17 protein-coding genes are annotated in these 15,944 nt (G+C 68.5%); 12 read left to right on the top strand and 5 right to left on the bottom strand.

Annotated features, from left to right (window positions below; genetic code table 11):
- Positions 1-41 precede the first annotated feature (41 nt).
- From apaG to J2W36_RS13360, 10 genes are read left to right on the top strand one after another with little or no spacing between them, the layout of a single operon-like run.
- A complete protein-coding gene (gene apaG, locus J2W36_RS13405; RefSeq protein ID WP_307690227.1) occupies positions 42-431 on the top strand; it encodes a Co2+/Mg2+ efflux facilitator ApaG/CorD in 390 nt (129 codons plus the stop codon).
- Positions 432-455: 24 nt separating this feature from the next.
- Positions 456-2,420 carry a transporter-like protein TlpB gene (tlpB, locus tag J2W36_RS13400; protein WP_307690226.1) on the top strand — a complete coding sequence of 655 codons (1,965 nt, stop codon included), beginning with the start codon at positions 456-458 and terminating at the stop codon, positions 2,418-2,420.
- A 16-nt stretch (positions 2,421-2,436) separates the two neighbouring features.
- Positions 2,437-3,702 (top strand): cation:proton antiporter, encoded by a 1,266-nt coding sequence (locus tag J2W36_RS13395; RefSeq protein ID WP_307690225.1) that lies wholly within the window; start codon positions 2,437-2,439, stop codon positions 3,700-3,702.
- 59 nt (positions 3,703-3,761) lie between these two features.
- A complete protein-coding gene (locus tag J2W36_RS13390) occupies positions 3,762-4,883 on the top strand; it encodes a YbdK family carboxylate-amine ligase (protein WP_307690262.1) in 1,122 nt (373 codons plus the stop codon).
- 22 nt (positions 4,884-4,905) lie between these two features.
- The gene (thiL, locus tag J2W36_RS13385) at positions 4,906-5,883 is read left to right on the top strand and encodes a thiamine-phosphate kinase (protein ID WP_307690224.1); all 978 of its coding nucleotides are present in this window, start codon (positions 4,906-4,908) and stop codon (positions 5,881-5,883) included.
- A 58-nt stretch (positions 5,884-5,941) separates the two neighbouring features.
- Positions 5,942-6,436, top strand: a complete 495-nt coding sequence (locus tag J2W36_RS13380; protein ID WP_307690223.1) for a phosphatidylglycerophosphatase A family protein — start codon at positions 5,942-5,944, stop codon at positions 6,434-6,436.
- A 5-nt stretch (positions 6,437-6,441) separates the two neighbouring features.
- A complete protein-coding gene (locus J2W36_RS13375) occupies positions 6,442-6,960 on the top strand; it encodes a CinA family protein (RefSeq protein WP_370869316.1) in 519 nt (172 codons plus the stop codon).
- A gap of 28 nt (positions 6,961-6,988) precedes the next feature.
- Positions 6,989-7,477 (top strand): nuclear transport factor 2 family protein, encoded by a 489-nt coding sequence (locus J2W36_RS13370; RefSeq protein ID WP_307690222.1) that lies wholly within the window; start codon positions 6,989-6,991, stop codon positions 7,475-7,477.
- 16 nt (positions 7,478-7,493) lie between these two features.
- Complete coding sequence (locus tag J2W36_RS13365; RefSeq protein WP_307690221.1) at positions 7,494-7,802, top strand: GNAT family N-acetyltransferase; 309 nt, start codon at positions 7,494-7,496, stop codon at positions 7,800-7,802.
- A 37-nt stretch (positions 7,803-7,839) separates the two neighbouring features.
- Complete coding sequence (locus tag J2W36_RS13360) at positions 7,840-8,517, top strand: type 1 glutamine amidotransferase domain-containing protein (RefSeq protein ID WP_307690220.1); 678 nt, start codon at positions 7,840-7,842, stop codon at positions 8,515-8,517.
- A 27-nt stretch (positions 8,518-8,544) separates the two neighbouring features.
- Here J2W36_RS13360 and J2W36_RS13355 read toward each other — a convergent pair whose 3' ends face one another.
- Positions 8,545-9,135: an NADPH-dependent FMN reductase gene (locus J2W36_RS13355; protein ID WP_307690219.1), complete on the bottom strand. Its 591-nt coding sequence runs from the start codon at positions 9,133-9,135 to the stop codon at positions 8,545-8,547.
- Between the two features lie 2 nt (positions 9,136-9,137).
- Positions 9,138-9,962 carry a UPF0149 family protein gene (locus tag J2W36_RS13350; RefSeq protein WP_307690218.1) on the bottom strand — a complete coding sequence of 275 codons (825 nt, stop codon included), beginning with the start codon at positions 9,960-9,962 and terminating at the stop codon, positions 9,138-9,140.
- Positions 9,963-9,986: 24 nt separating this feature from the next.
- On the opposite strand from J2W36_RS13350, the gene J2W36_RS13345 reads away from it, so the two are divergent.
- Together J2W36_RS13345 and J2W36_RS13340 are read left to right on the top strand one after the other, a co-directional pair.
- Positions 9,987-11,678: an FMN-binding glutamate synthase family protein gene (locus J2W36_RS13345; protein WP_307690217.1), complete on the top strand. Its 1,692-nt coding sequence runs from the start codon at positions 9,987-9,989 to the stop codon at positions 11,676-11,678.
- Positions 11,675-12,556, top strand: a complete 882-nt coding sequence (locus J2W36_RS13340) for a BUD32 family EKC/KEOPS complex subunit (protein WP_307690216.1) — start codon at positions 11,675-11,677, stop codon at positions 12,554-12,556. The genes J2W36_RS13345 and J2W36_RS13340 overlap by 4 nt, the downstream gene beginning before the upstream one ends.
- 44 nt (positions 12,557-12,600) lie before the next feature.
- Here J2W36_RS13340 and J2W36_RS13335 read toward each other — a convergent pair whose 3' ends face one another.
- The 3 genes from J2W36_RS13335 to J2W36_RS13325 are packed head-to-tail and all read right to left on the bottom strand — an operon-like array spanning position 12,601 to position 15,880.
- Positions 12,601-12,999 (bottom strand): putative toxin-antitoxin system toxin component, PIN family, encoded by a 399-nt coding sequence (locus tag J2W36_RS13335; RefSeq protein ID WP_307690215.1) that lies wholly within the window; start codon positions 12,997-12,999, stop codon positions 12,601-12,603.
- A 20-nt stretch (positions 13,000-13,019) separates the two neighbouring features.
- Entirely contained in the window at positions 13,020-14,270 is a 1,251-nt protein-coding gene (locus J2W36_RS13330; protein WP_307690214.1) for a THUMP domain-containing class I SAM-dependent RNA methyltransferase, read from the bottom strand.
- A gap of 38 nt (positions 14,271-14,308) precedes the next feature.
- Complete coding sequence (locus J2W36_RS13325) at positions 14,309-15,880, bottom strand: RNA polymerase factor sigma-54 (RefSeq protein WP_307690213.1); 1,572 nt, start codon at positions 15,878-15,880, stop codon at positions 14,309-14,311.
- Positions 15,881-15,944 lie beyond the last annotated feature (64 nt).

Here is a 15,944-nt window from a genome sequence, read left to right as displayed (position 1 = left end):
AAAGCAATTGTCGCAGCGCAGGGCGAGGTACCATCACGGCCATGTCCGTCAGCCCCATGAGCGTGCAGGTCGAACCGCGCTACCTCCCCGACCAGTCCTCACCCGAGGACCGGATATTCACCTTCGCCTACACCATCACGGTGACCAACACCGGTGCCACGAGCGCCCAGTTGATCGCGCGCCACTGGCTGATCAACGACGCCTCCGGTCACGCGCAGGAGGTCAAGGGCCTGGGCGTGATCGGCCAGCAGCCGCTGCTCGCCCCCGGTGAATCGTTCCGTTACACCAGCGGTTGCCGGCTCCAGGCGCCCAGTGGCACCATGCACGGCAGTTTTTTCGTGGTGGACGAGCACGGTGCGCGTTTTGACGTTCCCGTGCCCATGTTCGTGCTGGAAGCCGATGGTGACGGCGCCCGTCGCGTCCTTCACTGAGTCTTTTCTTTTTTTTCCCCTCTCATGGCCGCTGCGCGCGATCTGTCGAGTCTGCTCGCCCGCCTCGACCCGACGGCGGATGCGGCGCTGCGCCACATCTGGCTGATCGATCTGTTCGACTGGATTCGTGGCGACCGCAAGTCACCTCACGCAGCCGCCGGCCGCGTGGGGCTGCTGCTCGACGCCATCGAGGCGCGCCCGGAGCTGCGCGAACGTCTGCGCGTCTGGTGGATCGTCTCCACGCGCGAGGTCGACCTGACCACGTTGCTGGCGGACTACGGCTTCGCACCCGACAACGCCTTTCTGAGCGAACTGTCCGACCGCATCCGCAGGAAACTGCTGCCCGGCACGCCCGAGACCACCGACGCGTCCGAGTTGTTTCGCATGGCCCTGCCCAGCAGCTTCGACGCGCGCTGGATCACGCTGCTCGAGGCGCCCACGCTGGAGCGTATCGGCAGCCTGCTGGCCGACGAAACGGTGGCCGGCGTCCCGCGCTGGCGCCACACCGTGATGGACGCCGTGACCTATTGCAGCAGCCAGATCGTGGCCGCCGGTTTTTCCCCGGAGTTGCGCCTGCGCATGAGCGACCCGCTGCGCCAGACGCGCCCGTTCCACCCGCTGATGACCGAGCTGGACCAGTTGCGCGAAGAGGTGTTGCGCGTGCCGTGCGACGAAGCCGCGCTGCAGGCCGCCTTCGTGGTCTTCCGCGACCGGCTCGACGCCTGCCGGGTGGCGGCCTCGTCGGTGTATACCCATCTGGAAGACCACGGCATTTCGGTGGGCCTGGTGTTCCGGCTGCGCCAGCTGCGCGAGCGCGTGCTGCGCATCCGTGAACTGCTGGACTGCCTTCTGTCGCCCAGCCCGGCACCGAGCGTCGGGCGTTTGATCGGGCGCCTGGTGACGGCGGGCAGCGAGCGCGGCAGCATCCGCGCGCTGATCGCCTCCAACTCGTCGATGGTCGCGGCCAAGGTGACCGAACGCAGTGCCGAGGCAGGCGAGCACTACATCACGCGCGACCGACGCGCGTATGGCCGCATGGTCAAGAAGGCCGCAGGCGGTGGCGCGCTCACGGCCCTCACCGTGCTCAGCAAGTTCGCCATCCTGGCGATCGGGCTGTCGGCCTTCTGGAGTGGGCTGGCCGCCGGCCTCATGTATGCGGTGAGCTTCCTGGCGATCCAGCTGCTGCACCTCACACTGGCCACCAAGCAGCCGGCGATGACCGCGCCGGCCATGGCCGCCAAGCTGCGCGACCTGAAGGAAGACGACGCAATCGACGCCTTCGTCGACGAAGTCACGCACCTGGTGCGCTCGCAGGTGGCTGCGGTGATGGGCAACGTGCTGGTGGTGGTGCCGGTGGTGATCGCGCTGAGCCTGCTGATCGGGCGCGCCTTCGGCCACCCGGCCATCGACCGCATCCATGCCCTGGCGGTGCTCGATTCGCTCTCGCTGGCGGGGCCGACTGCCATCTACGCGGCCTTCACCGGGGTGCTGCTGTTCACCGCCAGCATCATCGCCGGCTGGACCGAAAATGCCTTCGTGCTGCACCGGCTCGATTCCGCCATGCGCTACAACCCGCGCATCGGCGCCGTGCTCGGCGCCGCGCGCGCACGGCGTTGGGCCGACTTCATGCGCACCCACATCTCGGGCTTTGCGAGCAACATCTCGCTGGGCCTGATGCTCGGGCTGGTGCCGGCGTTCGCCGCCTTCTTCGGCCTGGGCCTGGATGTGCGCCATGTCACGCTGTCGGCGGGCCAGGTCGCGGCGGCGATCGCCTCGCTCGGACTGCCGGTGCTCCAGCAACCTGCGTTATGGTGGGCGGCAGCGGCGATCCCGGTGATCGGCGTGTTCAACGTCGGCGTGAGCTTCTATTGCGCGTTCCGTGTGGCGCTGCGTGCGCACAGCGTCAATCGCACCGACCGTGCGCGCATCCGCGCGGCCATCTGGTTGCGCTGGCGCAGCCATCCGGTGCGGTTCTTCGTCCCTGCATGAACTTTCACATTCACTGATGTCCTTTCTTTCCTCCGATCTGTATGGCTTCTGGGCCGAGTGGCTGCGGCCCTCGGCAGGCCTGCCGACCGTGCTGTGGTCGCTGCTGCTGGCGGTGGCCGCCGCTGCCGGCCACCTGGTCCAGCGCTACCTGGGCATGCCGAAGGTGGTGGGCTATTCGCTGGTCGGCACCGTCGTCGGTTTCGCCGGGTTCGAGGGCGCGATCTGGCCGCTGCAGGGCATCAGCCTGTTCCTGCTGGAGCTGGGCGTGGCCATTGTGCTGTTCGAGGCGGGCGGTCGCCTGCCGTTGCGCTGGTTCCGCCACAACCCGCAGGTGCTGCTGCAAAGCCTGCTCGAAGCGGCGCTGACCTACTTCGGCGTGTTCTGGACGCTGCACTGGATGGGTGTGCCCGACCCGGTGTCCAACCCGATCGCGCTGATCGCCATCGTCGCCTCACCCGCCGTGCTCAGCCGCGTGATCCAGGACACCCGCGCCTCCGGCCCGGTGACCGAACGCGCGATGACGCTGGCCACGCTCAACACCTTCTACGCGCTGGCGCTGGGCTACGCGCAGGCCGGGCTGATCGAGCGCGCACCCGCCGGGCTCATGGACAAGCTCTATCCGATCGGCGTGGTGCTCGGCATGTCCTTCGTGGTGGGCGGCATCATGGCGCTGGCGCTGCGCTCGGCGTTGCGCGTGATGAGCCCGAGCAGCGAGAACACGTCCATCCTGCTGCTGGCGATCATCGCCGCCGGTGCCGCGCTCGCCGCGCATTTCGGTGGCTCGGCGCCGCTGGCCGCGCTCATCGGCGGCATCCTGCTCAAACAGCTCAACCCCAAGCCCTGGGCCTGGCCGCGGCAGCTGGGCACGGCCGCGTCACTGCTGACCATGCTGATGTTCGTGCTGGTGTCCATCGTCGCGGCGCAGGCCGACTGGAGCCTGCCGGTGGCCAGCGTGGTGGTGGCCGTGATCGCCGTGCGCACCGTCGCCAAGATGGCCGGTGTGGCCATCGCCAACCCAGGCAGCGGCGCGAGCTGGCGGCAGGCGTTCTGGGTCGGCTGCGCAATGTCGCCTCTGTCGAGCATCGCGCTGCTGATCGCATCGAATTTCGTGACGGCCTCGCCGCTGCTGGGTGCGATGATCACGCAGGTCGCGCTGCCCGCCATCCTGGTGATGGAGATGCTCGGCGCGGTGCTCGCCACCGTGGCCATCCATGCCAGCGGCGAAAGTTCCAAACCCTGGACGCCCGAGGCGTTCGGCCGCAAGGAGGACAGCACCCGATGAGCAGCATCCCCGCCGCCGGCCCCATGAGCGCCCTGCCGAAGTTGCCGCAGGACCGCACCGTGCAGCTCGAGCCGTTCAACCGCTCCGAGGCCCTGTCGCTCGGCGTAGAGCTCGAACTGCAGCTCGTCAACACGCACGACTACGACCTCGCCCCCTATGCCGAGGACATGCTGCGCCTGATGGCCCAGACGCCGCTGCCGGGGAGCGTGGTGCCCGAGATGACCTCGAGCATGATCGAGATCTCCACCGACATCTGCCATTCGGCGCAGGACGTCATCGACCAGCTCAGCCCGATCCGCGAGGCGCTCATCCGCAACGCCGACAAGCTCAATATCGCGGTGGTCGGCGGCGGCACGCACGCCTTCCAGCAGTGGCACGAGCGCCGCATCTACGACAAGCCGCGCTTTCGCGAACTCTCCGAGCTGTACGGCTACCTGAGCAAACAGTTCACCATCTTCGGCCAGCACGTGCACATCGGCTGCCCCGACGCCGACGCCGCGCTGCTGATGCTGCACCGCATGTCGCGCTACATCCCGCACTTCATTGCGCTGTCGGCGTCCTCGCCCTTCGTGCAGGGGCAGGACACGCAGTTCGACTCGGCCCGGCTGAATTCGGTGTTCGCCTTCCCCCTGTCGGGCCGCGCGCCCTTCACGCTGAGCTGGAAGGAGTTCGAGGCCTACTTCGCCAAGATGACGCGCACGGGCGTCGTGCGCAGCATGAAGGACTTCTACTGGGACATCCGGCCCAAGCCCGAGTTCGGCACCATCGAGATCCGCGTGTTCGACACGCCGCTGACGGTCGAGCGCGCCGCCGCGCTGGCCGGCTACGTGCAATCGCTGGGCGCCTGGTTCCTGCAGGAACAGCCCTTCATGCCGACCGAGGACGACTACCTGGTCTACACCTACAACCGCTTCCAGGCCTGCCGCTTCGGGCTGGACGCGGCGTACGTCGACCCGGCCACGGGCGAGCACATGCCGCTGCGCGAGCACATCCTCATGACCATGACGCGCATCGAGCTGCAGAGCGAGGCCATGAACGCATCGACCGCCATCGCGCAGTTGCGCACCGACGTCGAGGCCAGCCAGAACGACGCGCGCTGGCTGCGCGAGCGCCAGGGCAAGGAGCGGATGCTGGCCGAGGTGGTGCGCCAGGCGGCGCTGCGTTTCCGCGGCGCGGCCTGACAACAGTCCGGCACACACGGCCATGGGCGAATTCGACCTGATCGCGCACTATTTCAAGCGCCCGGCGCGCCGCTCGCCGCTGGGCGTGGGCGACGACTGCGCGCTGCTCGCGCCGGCCGCGGGCATGCAACTGGCCGTGTCCAGCGACATGCTGGTCGAGGGCCGGCATTTCCTGTCGACGGTGGACACGGCGCGGCTCGGCCACAAGGCGCTGGCCGTCAACCTGAGCGACCTGGCCGCCTGCGGCGCAAAACCGCTGGCCTTCACGCTGGCGCTGGCGCTGCCGGCGGTCGACGAGGCCTGGCTGGCGGGCTTCTCTCGCGGCATGTTCGCACTGGCCGAGGCGCACGACTGCGAGCTGGTCGGCGGCGACACCACGCGCGGGCCGCTCAATATCTGCATCACCGTGTTCGGCGAAGTGCCCGCGGGCGCGGCGCTGCTGCGCTCGGGCGCCCGGCCCGGCGACGAGCTCTGGGTGAGCGGCACGCTGGGCGACGCACGGCTCGCGCTCGAGGTGTTCCGCGGCACGCTCGACCTGCCGGCCGAGCTCTTCGCGATGGCGCGCATGCGCATGGAACAGCCGACGCCGCGCGTCGCGCTGGGCCTGGCGCTGCGTGGCATCGCGAGCGCGGCGGCCGACGTGAGCGACGGCCTGCTGGGCGACCTCGGTCACATCCTGCGCGCGAGCGGCGTGGGCGCGACGGTCGACGCCGACGCCGCCACCGGCTGCATCGATCTCCTGGCGCATCCCGTAGCCGCCAGCGCGGACTTGCCGCTGGCGCTGCTGCGCACCTGTGCCCTCTCGGGCGGCGACGACTACGAACTGGTCTTCACCGCGCCTGCGGCCGCGCATGCGTCGGTGCTGCAGGCCGGGCGCGACGCGCAGACCCGTGTACGCTGCATCGGCCGCATCGACGCCACGCCGGGGCTGCGCATCGTCGACGCGCAGGGCGCGCCGCTCGACCAGCATTTTTCTTCTTTCGATCATTTCAGCGCCTAGGCGCCCTCCTTCCGTGTCGCCACCCCTGCCCTCCGTCCTGCGCCCCAGCGCACGTTTCATGCTCTCCCATCCAGCCCACCTGATCGCGCTGGGCTTCGGTTCCGGCCTGCCCCGGTGGGCGCCAGGCACGGTGGGCACGCTGTGGGCCTGGGTCGCCTTCGTGGTGATGCAGCTGTGGCTGGCGCCGGCCACCATCGGCTGGGTGATCCTGGTCTCACTGCCCGTGGGCTGGTGGGCCTGCAGCGTGACCGCGCGGCACATGAACGTGGCCGACCCCGGTGCCGTCGTGTGGGACGAAGTGGTGGCGTTCTGGATCGTGCTGTGGCTCATTGCGCCTGCCGGCCTCTGGGGCCAGGCCATCGCCTTCGCGCTGTTCCGCTTCTTCGATGCCGCCAAGCCGGGGCCGGTGGCCTGGGCCGACGCGCTCTTCAAGCAACGCGACGCAACGCCGGCCACCATGCGCTGGAGCGCGGCCGGCTTTGGCATCATCTTCGACGACCTGGTCGCCGCTTTCTGTACCCTTCTGGTGATCGCGCTGTGGCGCGCATGGTGACAACGATGACATCCTTCGCTCAAGAGTCCGCCGCCGATCCCACCGCCGAGATCGCCGCGCTGACGGTGCGCCTGGCCGGCCTGCTGCTGCAGCGGCACTGGATGCTCGCCACGGCCGAGAGCTGCACCGGCGGCCTCATCGCCGGGGCATGCACCGACCTGTCGGGCTCCAGCGCCTGGTTCGAGCGCGGCTTCGTGACGTACTCCAACGAGGCCAAGACCGAACTGCTGGGCGTGAGCGCGGCGTGGATCGACACGCACGGCGCGGTCAGCGAACCGGTGGCGCGCGCCATGGCCGAAGGCGCCGTGGCGCGCTCGCATGCGCAGGTGTCGCTGGCGGTGACCGGCGTGGCGGGCCCCACGGGCGGCACACCGGACAAGCCCGTGGGCACGGTCTGGTTCGGCTGGTCGGTCGGCGGCGAGGTCCGCACCGAACGCCGGCGCTTCGAGGGCGACCGGGCCGCGGTGCGCGCCGCCACGGTGCTGCACGCGCTGCAAACCCTGGTGCTGCGCCTGCAGCATTGAACAAACGACCGACCGAGAAAGTGACGCCATGAGCACCAACGAGCAAACCATCCGGCGCTTCTACGAAGCCTTCGCCCGGCTCGACGCCGCCACCATGGCCACCTGCTACGCGCCCGACGCGGTGTTCGAGGACGAGGTCTTCCAGCTGCGCGGCGCGCGCGAGATCGGCGGCATGTGGACGATGTTGTGCGCCGGGACGCAGGCCAAGGGCGCGCACGTCTGGAAGCTCACGCACAGCGGCGTGCACGCCGACGGTGCCAACGGCCAGGCGCACTGGGACGCCCACTATCTGTTCAGCGCGACCGGCCGCATCGTGGACAACGCGGTCGACGCGCGCTTCACCTTCACGCGCGATGGTCTGATCGCCACGCACCGCGACCGTTTCAGCTTCTGGGGCTGGGCGCGCCAGGCACTGGGCCTGCCAGGCCTGCTGCTGGGCTGGTCACCGAGCCTGCGGCGAAAGGTCAAGCAAACCGCCGCCAGCAACCTGGCGGCTTTCCTGACAAAAAACCCCTGAACAGAAAGGCACCCTCATGGCCGACATCACGCTGACGCAAAACGTTGCCAGCCACCGCTACGAAGCCCACGTCGACGGTCAACTCGCAGGCTACTGCGAATACAACCTGCTGACCGACGCCATCATGTTCACGCACACCGAGGTGCTGGAAGCTTTCGAAGGCCAGGGCGTCGGCTCGGCCATCGCCCGGCATGTGCTGGACGCGGCGCGCAGCGAGGGCAAGCACGTGATTCCCGTCTGCCAGTTCATCGCCGGCTACATCCGCAAACACCGCGACTACGCGGACCTGGTGCGGCCGGACATTCAGAGGGCGTTCAAGATCTGAGCGCTCCCAACGCCACGCGCAATGAAGGAGTTTCCGCATGAAAGTTTTGATGGTCCTCACGTCCCACGACCAACTGGGCACCACCGGCAAGAAAACCGGTTTCTGGCTGGAGGAATTTGCGGCTCCCTATTTCGCGTTCGTCGATGCCGGCGCCGAGGTCACGCTCGCATCGCCACGTGGCGGCCAGCCGCCCCTGGACCCCAAGAGCGACGAGCCCGAGAGCCAGACCGACGACACGGCACGCGTTCGCGCCGACAAGGGCGCACAGGCCGCATTGGCCTCCACGCACGTGCTCTCGACCATGGAGCCGCTCGACCATGACGCGGTGTTCTACGTCGGTGGCCATGGCCCCCTCTGGGACCTGGCGGAAGACCCCGCCTCGATTGCGCTGATCGAAAAGATGCATGCGGCCGGCAAGGTGGTGGCCGCCGTCTGTCACGGTCCCGGCGTGTTGCGTCGTGCCAGGGGCAGCGACAGCCAGCCGCTGGTTGCGGGCAAGAAGGTCACGGGCTTTACCAACGGCGAAGAGGCCGCGGTGCAGCTCACGGACATCGTCCCGTTCCTGGTGGAAGACGAACTCCGGCGCCTGGGTGGCGACTACAGCAAGAAGGCCGACTGGCAGCCCTATGCCGTGGTCGACGGCAAGCTCGTCACCGGGCAGAACCCGGCCAGTTCGGTGCGCGTGGCCCAGGAAGTGCTCAAGCTCCTGGCTTGACGCCCTGCCGGGGCCTGCCTGGCTTGCCTAATACGGCGGCGCCTGGCGCGCGCGCTGCGCACGCGCCGCCTCCGTCCACCAGGCCAGATCGTCGGCAAAGCGGCCAAAGGCGCGGTCCAGCGACTCGCCCGCCTTGCCTGTCGGCTGGCCCTGTTCGTCCAATGTCTGCGAGATCGGACCGACCGCGAGGGCGCTGGAAATGACGACCATGCCCATCTCCGACAGAATCGAATGCCAGGCAGTACCGGCGCGCACGCCGGAGAAGCGGCCTGCCGAATAGCTGGCGATGGCCGCGGGCCGCCAGAACCACTCCTCCAGGAAATGGTCGGTCAGGTTCTTCAACCCCGGCTGCACGCCCCAGTTGTATTCGCCGGCCACGAAGACAAAGGCATCTGCCGTACGGATCTTCTCGGCCAACGCCTCCATGGCAGCGGGCGCCGTACCCTTCGGATATTCCTTGTACATGCGGTCGAGAAGGGGCAGGTCGACCGCCTTCGCGTCGATCAACTCGGCCTCGGCGCCCTTGGCCTTCAAGCCAGCGACCACGTAGTCGGCCAGCCGGATGCCCATGCGGTCGGAGCGGTAGGAGCCGTAGAACACCAGTACCTTGTCGGTCATCGTCAGGCTCCGTGGCACTTCTTGTACTTCTTGCCGCTGCCGCAGGGGCACGGGTCGTTGCGGCCCGGCGTGGCCTCCTTGCGGTAGGTTTCCACGCGTGGGCCCATGCTCTTCCAGAGCTGGCGCAGGTCGTAGACGGCCCAGATCGCTTCGCCGAAATCGTCCAGCCGCTGCTGGCTCAGGCTGGGCGGGCCGTCTTCGCTGAACATCGAGATTTCCGGCTTGCCGGTGTCGTCTTCCGTCAGTGCGACGATCGAGCTCAGGGCCTCATCGAGCATCTGCGCGGCTTCCTTGTCGCGTGGCGCAGCCCAGTCCTCGGGCCAGTTTTCCACCGCGTACATGAAGCCCAGCGCCCAGATCTGCGCAAAGGAAGGGATCGCCTCGCCGGCCACTTCCTGGCGCTCGTCCTCGGGCAGTGAGGCGATGGCGCCGCGCGTGTCGAGCACCTCGGGCTGGTAGCTGCGGTCGTCGTCGAGTGCCTTCACGTCGGCGTCGAGCGCCTGCTCGATTTCCTTCCAGCGGCGCTTCCAGTGCCACACGAACTCCATACGCTGGGCGGGCACGAAGCTGTCACCCAGCAGCACCGGCCAGTATTCGGCGGGCGGCACCGGACGGCGCGAGCAGATGACGGCGGCCATGAAGCCTTCGCAGAATTCCCACTGGGGAATTTCGTCGTCGTGCTCGCGCATGGCGTCGAGCTCGCTGTCGAGCAGGTCGAATTCTTCGGGGCCGAGCGGCGCATCGGCGGCGTCCGGGCGGGCCTCGGCGGCACCTTCGTGATTCTCGGGCGGCTCGGACGCGGGGGGGGTGTCGGGGAGGTTCGTCATGGGTGATCTTGAATCAAGCCCTCTATGATGCAGCACAGTCTCTGGAGACCGACTATTTCAGCACCGACGACCCCTTTTTTTCCTGTTCGCTTCACCGCGCTCGCGCTGTGCGTGCTTGCATTGGCGGTATGCCTGGGCGCCGTCTTTGCCGCACCGCAGAGCGGGCTCGCGTGGACCGGCCTGGCCATCTTCGCCGTGCTGTGCGCCATCGGCGCGCACGACCTGCAGCAGGAAAAGCACGCCATCCTGCGCAACTATCCGGTCATCGGGCACCTGCGTTTCCTGCTGGAGTACATCCGCCCGGAGCTGCGCCAATACTTCATCGAGAGCGACAGCGAGGCGGCGCCGTTCTCGCGCGCACAGCGTTCGCTGGTCTACCAGCGCGCCAAGGGCGAACCCGACAACCGCCCGTTCGGCACCCAACTGGACGTGAGCACGGCCGGCTACGAATGGATCAACCATTCGATGCAGCCGACCAAGCTGGTCGACCACGACTTCCGCATCACGATCGGCCAAGCCACCTGCGCCCAGCCTTATTCGGCGAGTGTGTTCAACATTTCGGCCATGAGCTTCGGTGCGTTGTCGGCCAACGCGATTCTGGCACTCAACCAGGGCGCCAAGCTCGGTGGCTTTGCCCACGATACCGGCGAAGGCTCGATCTCGCAGCACCATCGCGTGCACGGCGGCGACCTGATCTGGGAGATCGGTTCGGGCTACTTCGGCTGCCGCAACGACGATGGTTCGTTCAGCGAGGAACGCTTCATCGCCAACGCCGGTGACCCGCAGGTCCGCATGATCGAGCTCAAGCTTAGCCAGGGCGCCAAGCCGGGCCATGGGGGCGTGCTGCCCGGGCCCAAGGTCACGGCGGAGATTTCGGCGGCGCGCGGCGTGCCGGTGGGTGTCGACTGCATCTCACCGGCCTCGCACAGCGCGTTCTCGACGCCGGTGGGCATGATGCATTTCATCGCACGGCTGCGCGAACTTTCGGGCGGCAAGCCGACCGGTTTCAAGTTCTGCCTGGGGCACCCCTGGGAATGGTTCGCCATCGTCAAGGCGATGCAGGAGACCGGCATCACGCCCGACTTCATCGTGGTCGACGGCGCCGAGGGCGGCACGGGTGCCGCGCCGGTCGAGTTCATCGACCACGTGGGCGCGCCGCTGCAGGAAGGCCTGCTGCTGGTGCACAACACGCTCATCGGCGTCGGCCTGCGCGACCGCATCAAGATCGGCTGCGCGGGCAAGGTGATCACCGCCTTCGACCTGGCGCGCATGATGGCGCTGGGCGCCGACTGGTGCAACGCGGGACGCGGCTTCATGATGGCGCTGGGCTGCCTACAGGCGCAGACCTGCCACACCGGCCACTGCCCGACCGGCGTTGCGACGCAGGACCCGCGCCGCCAGCAGGCATTGGTGGTGCCGGACAAGGCCGAGCGCGTACGCAACTTCCACCGCAGCACGCTGCATGCGCTGCAGGAACTGGTGCAGGCCGCTGGGCTCGCCCATCCGCAGCAGATCACCGCGCACCACATCGTGCGGCGCATCTCCGACACCGAGGTGCGGCTCTTGAGCAACCTGGTGCTGCAGGTTGCGCCGGGTGCGCTGCTCGGCGCACTCGACGACCAGCACACGGTGTTCCGCAACTACTGGCCATTGGCAAGCGCGCAGAGCTTTCAACCAGTGGTGCCGGCGCTCGACGGAATGGCGCTGGCGGCATGAGTTCGGCCAAACGATCCCATCCCCGAGGAACCGCGGCGGCGATCGCCTCCCCAGAGGCGCAGGGCGCCACGGCCGACCGCTACGCCGACTTCCTTCGCACCCAGTTGCCACAGCAGGCCGACCCGATCGCGCGGCATCGCCTGGGTGACGAACGCGTGTGGCTCAAGAAAGCCGGCCCGCGGCACGGCAGGCTGCGCTACCACCTGCTCGCGGCCATTGCGGGCCTGCTGCGGCTCGACGTGCTCAAGCCCGTGCCCAATCCGGGTGGCGACGCCGCCATCGCCATCGAAGCGCGGCGGCTGCGCGCGCTCGGCGCACTCGGCCTGCGCGTGCCCGCCGTGCTGGCCGAGCAGGCCGACGGCCTGCTGATCTCCGACCTGGGCGAAAGCGGCAGCGGCGCCGTCGTGCTGCGCGAACGGCTCGACCAGGCCGCGGCCGACGAACCGACTGCGCTGCTGGCGGTCTGGCGCGAAGGCCTGGAGGCGATCGCGGTCGCCCACGCGCGCGGTGCCTACCTGAGCCAGGCCTTCGACCGCAACCTGATGCGCTGCCCCGACGGGGTGGTCGGCTACATCGACTTCGAAGACGATCCCGGCGAAACCCTGAGCGTGGCCGAATGCCAGGTGCGCGACTGGCTCAGCTACCTGCATTCGACGGCGGTGCTGGTCCGCGCCGCCTCCCCCCAGGCTGCGGGTGCACTGTGGCACGCAGCGCTGGCACACGCCGACCTCGAGGTGCGCGAGCGCATCGGTCTGGCGGCGCAGCGCATGCGCTGGCTGCGCCATTTGCCAGCGAGCAGGCGCTGGGGGCGCGACACGCAGCGCGTGCGGGCGGCTGCACTGCTGCTGGGGCGCTGGCATGGGAAACAAGGTCGGTAATCCGGTCGAATGTTCACTGCCGACGACCGTCAACCCACTCGCCCCTAGACCAGCTCGGCCCCCAACCCCGCCAGCCGCTTGCGCATCGCGCGCACGGCACCGTCCTTGCTGAACAGCCGCGCGCCGTGGGCCACCGCGAGGTCGATGTAGATCTGGTCGTCCGGGTCCTTGCAGCGGATGCTGGCACCGGGTGCAGGCGCGACGATGCGCACGTGGCGGTCGAAGGCGCCGAGCACGTCGGCATCCGCGAGTCGATAGAACGCCAGGCGCGGCGCGATCTTCGGATAGCCCAGCACCCGCGCGAGTTCAGCGCGCATCGCGTCGGTCGCGAGCCACTCGACGTCGCCCGCCTCGAGCGCGGCGCGCAGCGGCTTCGCGGCGGCATCGTCGAACACGAACAGGTCCAACACGATGTTCGTGTCGATGACGACGCGGCGGCTCATGGCTTCAACGGGTCAAGGCTTCACGGCTGCTTGGTGCGTGCCGAGCCCGCCACCATGTCGAAGCGGAACAGGCGGCACTCGATCGGGCCGTTCCACATCGGCACGCGGCGCGACTCCTTCAGGCGCATGCGCTTGGGCAGTTGCAGGTCGGGCGTCAGCACCCAGGCGGTCCAGCCGGCATAGTTTTTCTTCCAGTGGCTGGCCAGTTGAGGGAAAAACGCGTTGCCCTCCTCGCCCGAGCCGGCTTCCGTCTGGGCCGACTCGCGCGCGCCGAAACGCGCCGTGCCGGCCACACCGGCCACCTCGATACGCTCGCCGTAGGGCGGGTTCAACACGATCACGCCGCCAGCGGCCGGCGGCATGCGCTGCAGCGCATCGCCGCCGCGGAACTCGATGTGCGCAGCCACGCCGGCCCGCTCGGCATTGCGCTCGGCGAAATCGACCATGCGGTGCGCGACGTCGGAGCCGTAGATGACGGGCGCCGCAGCCGCTGCCGGCGCGGGCATTGCGTCGTTCTGCAGCGCCTCCCACACGTGCGGCTGGAAAGGCAGCAGCTTCTCGAAGCCGAAGCGGCGCAGCGCGCCGGCTGGAATGCGGGCGGCAATCTGTGCCGCTTCGATGGCGATGGTGCCGCTGCCACAGCACGGGTCGTACAGCGGCTGGTCGGAGACGGCGCCGGTTTCCGGGTTCCACCAGCCGCTGGCCGCCAGCATGGCGGCGGCCAGGGTTTCCTTGAGCGGCGCGTCGCCCTTGTCCTGGCGCCAGCCGCGCTTGAAGAGCGGCTCGCCCGAGGTGTCGATGTAGAGGGTGCAGCTGTCGGTCGTCAGGTGGGCGAACACGCGGCAGTCGGGCCACTGGGTCTCGATGCTCGGGCGCACGCCACCCGCCTTGGCGCGAAAGCGGTCGGCAATGGCGTCCTTGATGCGCAGCGTGGCGAAGTTCAGGCTCTGCAGCGGGCTGTGCTGCGCGGTCGTCTCGATCTTGAAGGTCTGCCTTGGCGTGAACCAGATTTCCCAGGCCACACCGCTGGCGATGGCGTAGAGGTCGTTTTCGCTGCGGTAGGGCGCATGCGCGAGTTCGACGAGCACGCGCTGGGCCAGCCGGCAATGCAGGTTGAGCTTCATGGCGTCGCGCCAGGAGCCGCGCACGAACACGCCGCCGCGGGACGCCATCAGGTCGTCGCCCGCCAGGCCGGTCAGGCCGTGCACTTCCTGGGCGAGGAAGTCCTCGACGCCGGCGGCACAGGGAAGAAAGAGTTTCAGTTGGTTCATGTTCAGTGGTCCGTCCGCCGCGCGTGCGTGCGCCCGGCTCAGAGCGCCTTGCGCAGATTGGCTGGTGCGATGCGCAGCGCCTCGCGGTACTTGGCCACGGTGCGGCGCGCGCACTCGATGCCCTGTTCCTTGAGCATGTCCGATATCTGGCTGTCCGACAGCGGCTTCTTGACGCTCTCGGAACTCACGAACTGCTTGATCAGCGCGCGCACCGCGGTGCTCGACGCGTTGCCGCCGGTCTCGGTGCCCAGCGCTGAACCGAAGAAGTACTTGAGCTCGACCGTGCCGTAGGGCGTGGCCATGTACTTGGCTGTGGTGACGCGGCTGATGGTGGACTCGTGCAGGCCGAGTTCGTCGGCGATCTCGCGCAGCACCAGTGGGCGCATGGCCAGTTCGCCATGCACGAAATAGCTTTTCTGGCGCTCCACGATCGCGTTGGACACGCGCAGGATGGTGTCGAAACGCTGCTGGATGTTCTTGATGAACCAGCGCGCCTCCTGCAGCCGCTGGCTCAGCGCCTGGCTGCCCTCCCCCTTGTGCGACTTGAGCGCGCCGGCATAGATGTCGTGCACGCGCAGACGCGGCATCACGTCGGGGTTGAGCATCACGCGGAACTTGACGTTCGTGCCGCGACCGGTGCGCGTGACGATCACGTCGGGCACGACGATGTTGCGCTCGACGTCGACGAAACGCCGCCCCGGCTTGGGCTCGAGCGTGGCGATGAGCTGCAGTGCGCTGCGCACGCCGTCCTCGTTGCTGCGCGTGAGGGTGGCCAGGCGCTTGAAGTCGCGCCGCGCGAGCAGCTCCATGGGCTGCTTGCAGATGGCGATGGCGGTCTTGCGGATCTGCACGGCCTCGTCGGATTCACCCGGTTCGGCCAGCGCGCGCAACTGAATGGTCAGGCACTCGCCCAGGTCGCGCGCGCCCACACCCACCGGCTCCAGGCTCTGCAGCAGGCCGAGCGCCACCTGGAAGTGGTGCATCAGGTCGTCGAACTGCTCGTTGTCGCCGCCCGCCAGTCCCGTGGCGAGTTCGGCCAGCGTGTCTTCCAGATAGCCGTCGTCGTTGAGCGACTCGATCAAAAAGCGCAGCGCCGCGCGGTCGTTTTCGTTGAGCCGCAGGCCCAGCGCCTGGCGATGCAGGAAGGACTGCAGTGTTTCCTGGCTGCGCGCGAGTTCGGTGGCGTCGGCACGTTCGTCGTCGCCCAGGTTGTTGGTGCGCGCGGGTGCATCGCTGCCCCATTCGCTGTCGTCAGGCGCCATGTCGACCGTGCCATCGCCTTCCCAGTCGGGCTGGGCCTCGGTGACCTCGGGCGTGGCGGCCTCCGACTCGCTCGTGCTGGTCGAAGAACTGCTCGAATCGGCCGGCGCCGACGCCGAAGCGGTGGCGAAGTCGTCGTCGCGCGGCGGCGCGGCGTCGGATGCGTCCAGGCCGAACTCCTCGCGCGCCGCCTCTTCGGCGGTGCGTTCGAGAAACGGGTTCTCGTCGAGCATCTGCTCGACTTCCTGGCTCAGCTCGAGCGTGGACAACTGCAGCAGACGGATCGACTGCTGCAGTTGCGGCGTGAGCGCGAGATGCTGCGAAACCCGCAGTGAGAGACCTTGCTTCACAGGCGTGCCTCCCCGGCAGAGCGCTGCGAGCGACGGCCTCCACGAAGACGCCGTCCTTCTGCTG

The sequence above is a fragment of the Variovorax ginsengisoli genome, assembly GCF_030811835.1.
Taxonomy (GTDB): Bacteria; Pseudomonadota; Gammaproteobacteria; order Burkholderiales; family Burkholderiaceae_C; genus Variovorax; species Variovorax ginsengisoli_C.
This window is presented reverse-complemented; position numbering and strand designations above follow the sequence as displayed.

What these genes read in the sequence shown, in the direction of transcription:
- apaG (WP_307690227.1), top strand. Translation starts at nt 42, where the DNA reads ATGTCCGTCAGCCCCATGAGCGTGCAGGTCGAACCGCGCTACCTCCCC.
- tlpB (WP_307690226.1), top strand. Translation starts at nt 456, where the DNA reads ATGGCCGCTGCGCGCGATCTGTCGAGTCTGCTCGCCCGCCTCGACCCG.
- J2W36_RS13395 (WP_307690225.1), top strand. Translation starts at nt 2,437, where the DNA reads ATGTCCTTTCTTTCCTCCGATCTGTATGGCTTCTGGGCCGAGTGGCTG.
- thiL (WP_307690224.1), top strand. Translation starts at nt 4,906, where the DNA reads ATGGGCGAATTCGACCTGATCGCGCACTATTTCAAGCGCCCGGCGCGC.
- J2W36_RS13380 (WP_307690223.1), top strand. Translation starts at nt 5,942, where the DNA reads ATGCTCTCCCATCCAGCCCACCTGATCGCGCTGGGCTTCGGTTCCGGC.
- J2W36_RS13375 (WP_370869316.1), top strand. Translation starts at nt 6,442, where the DNA reads ATGACATCCTTCGCTCAAGAGTCCGCCGCCGATCCCACCGCCGAGATC.
- J2W36_RS13370 (WP_307690222.1), top strand. Translation starts at nt 6,989, where the DNA reads ATGAGCACCAACGAGCAAACCATCCGGCGCTTCTACGAAGCCTTCGCC.
- J2W36_RS13365 (WP_307690221.1), top strand. Translation starts at nt 7,494, where the DNA reads ATGGCCGACATCACGCTGACGCAAAACGTTGCCAGCCACCGCTACGAA.
- J2W36_RS13360 (WP_307690220.1), top strand. Translation starts at nt 7,840, where the DNA reads ATGAAAGTTTTGATGGTCCTCACGTCCCACGACCAACTGGGCACCACC.
- J2W36_RS13355 (WP_307690219.1), bottom strand. Translation starts at nt 9,135, where the DNA reads ATGACCGACAAGGTACTGGTGTTCTACGGCTCCTACCGCTCCGACCGC.
- J2W36_RS13350 (WP_307690218.1), bottom strand. Translation starts at nt 9,962, where the DNA reads ATGACGAACCTCCCCGACACCCCCCCCGCGTCCGAGCCGCCCGAGAAT.
- J2W36_RS13345 (WP_307690217.1), top strand. Translation starts at nt 9,987, where the DNA reads ATGATGCAGCACAGTCTCTGGAGACCGACTATTTCAGCACCGACGACC.
- J2W36_RS13340 (WP_307690216.1), top strand. Translation starts at nt 11,675, where the DNA reads ATGAGTTCGGCCAAACGATCCCATCCCCGAGGAACCGCGGCGGCGATC.
- J2W36_RS13335 (WP_307690215.1), bottom strand. Translation starts at nt 12,999, where the DNA reads ATGAGCCGCCGCGTCGTCATCGACACGAACATCGTGTTGGACCTGTTC.
- J2W36_RS13330 (WP_307690214.1), bottom strand. Translation starts at nt 14,270, where the DNA reads ATGAACCAACTGAAACTCTTTCTTCCCTGTGCCGCCGGCGTCGAGGAC.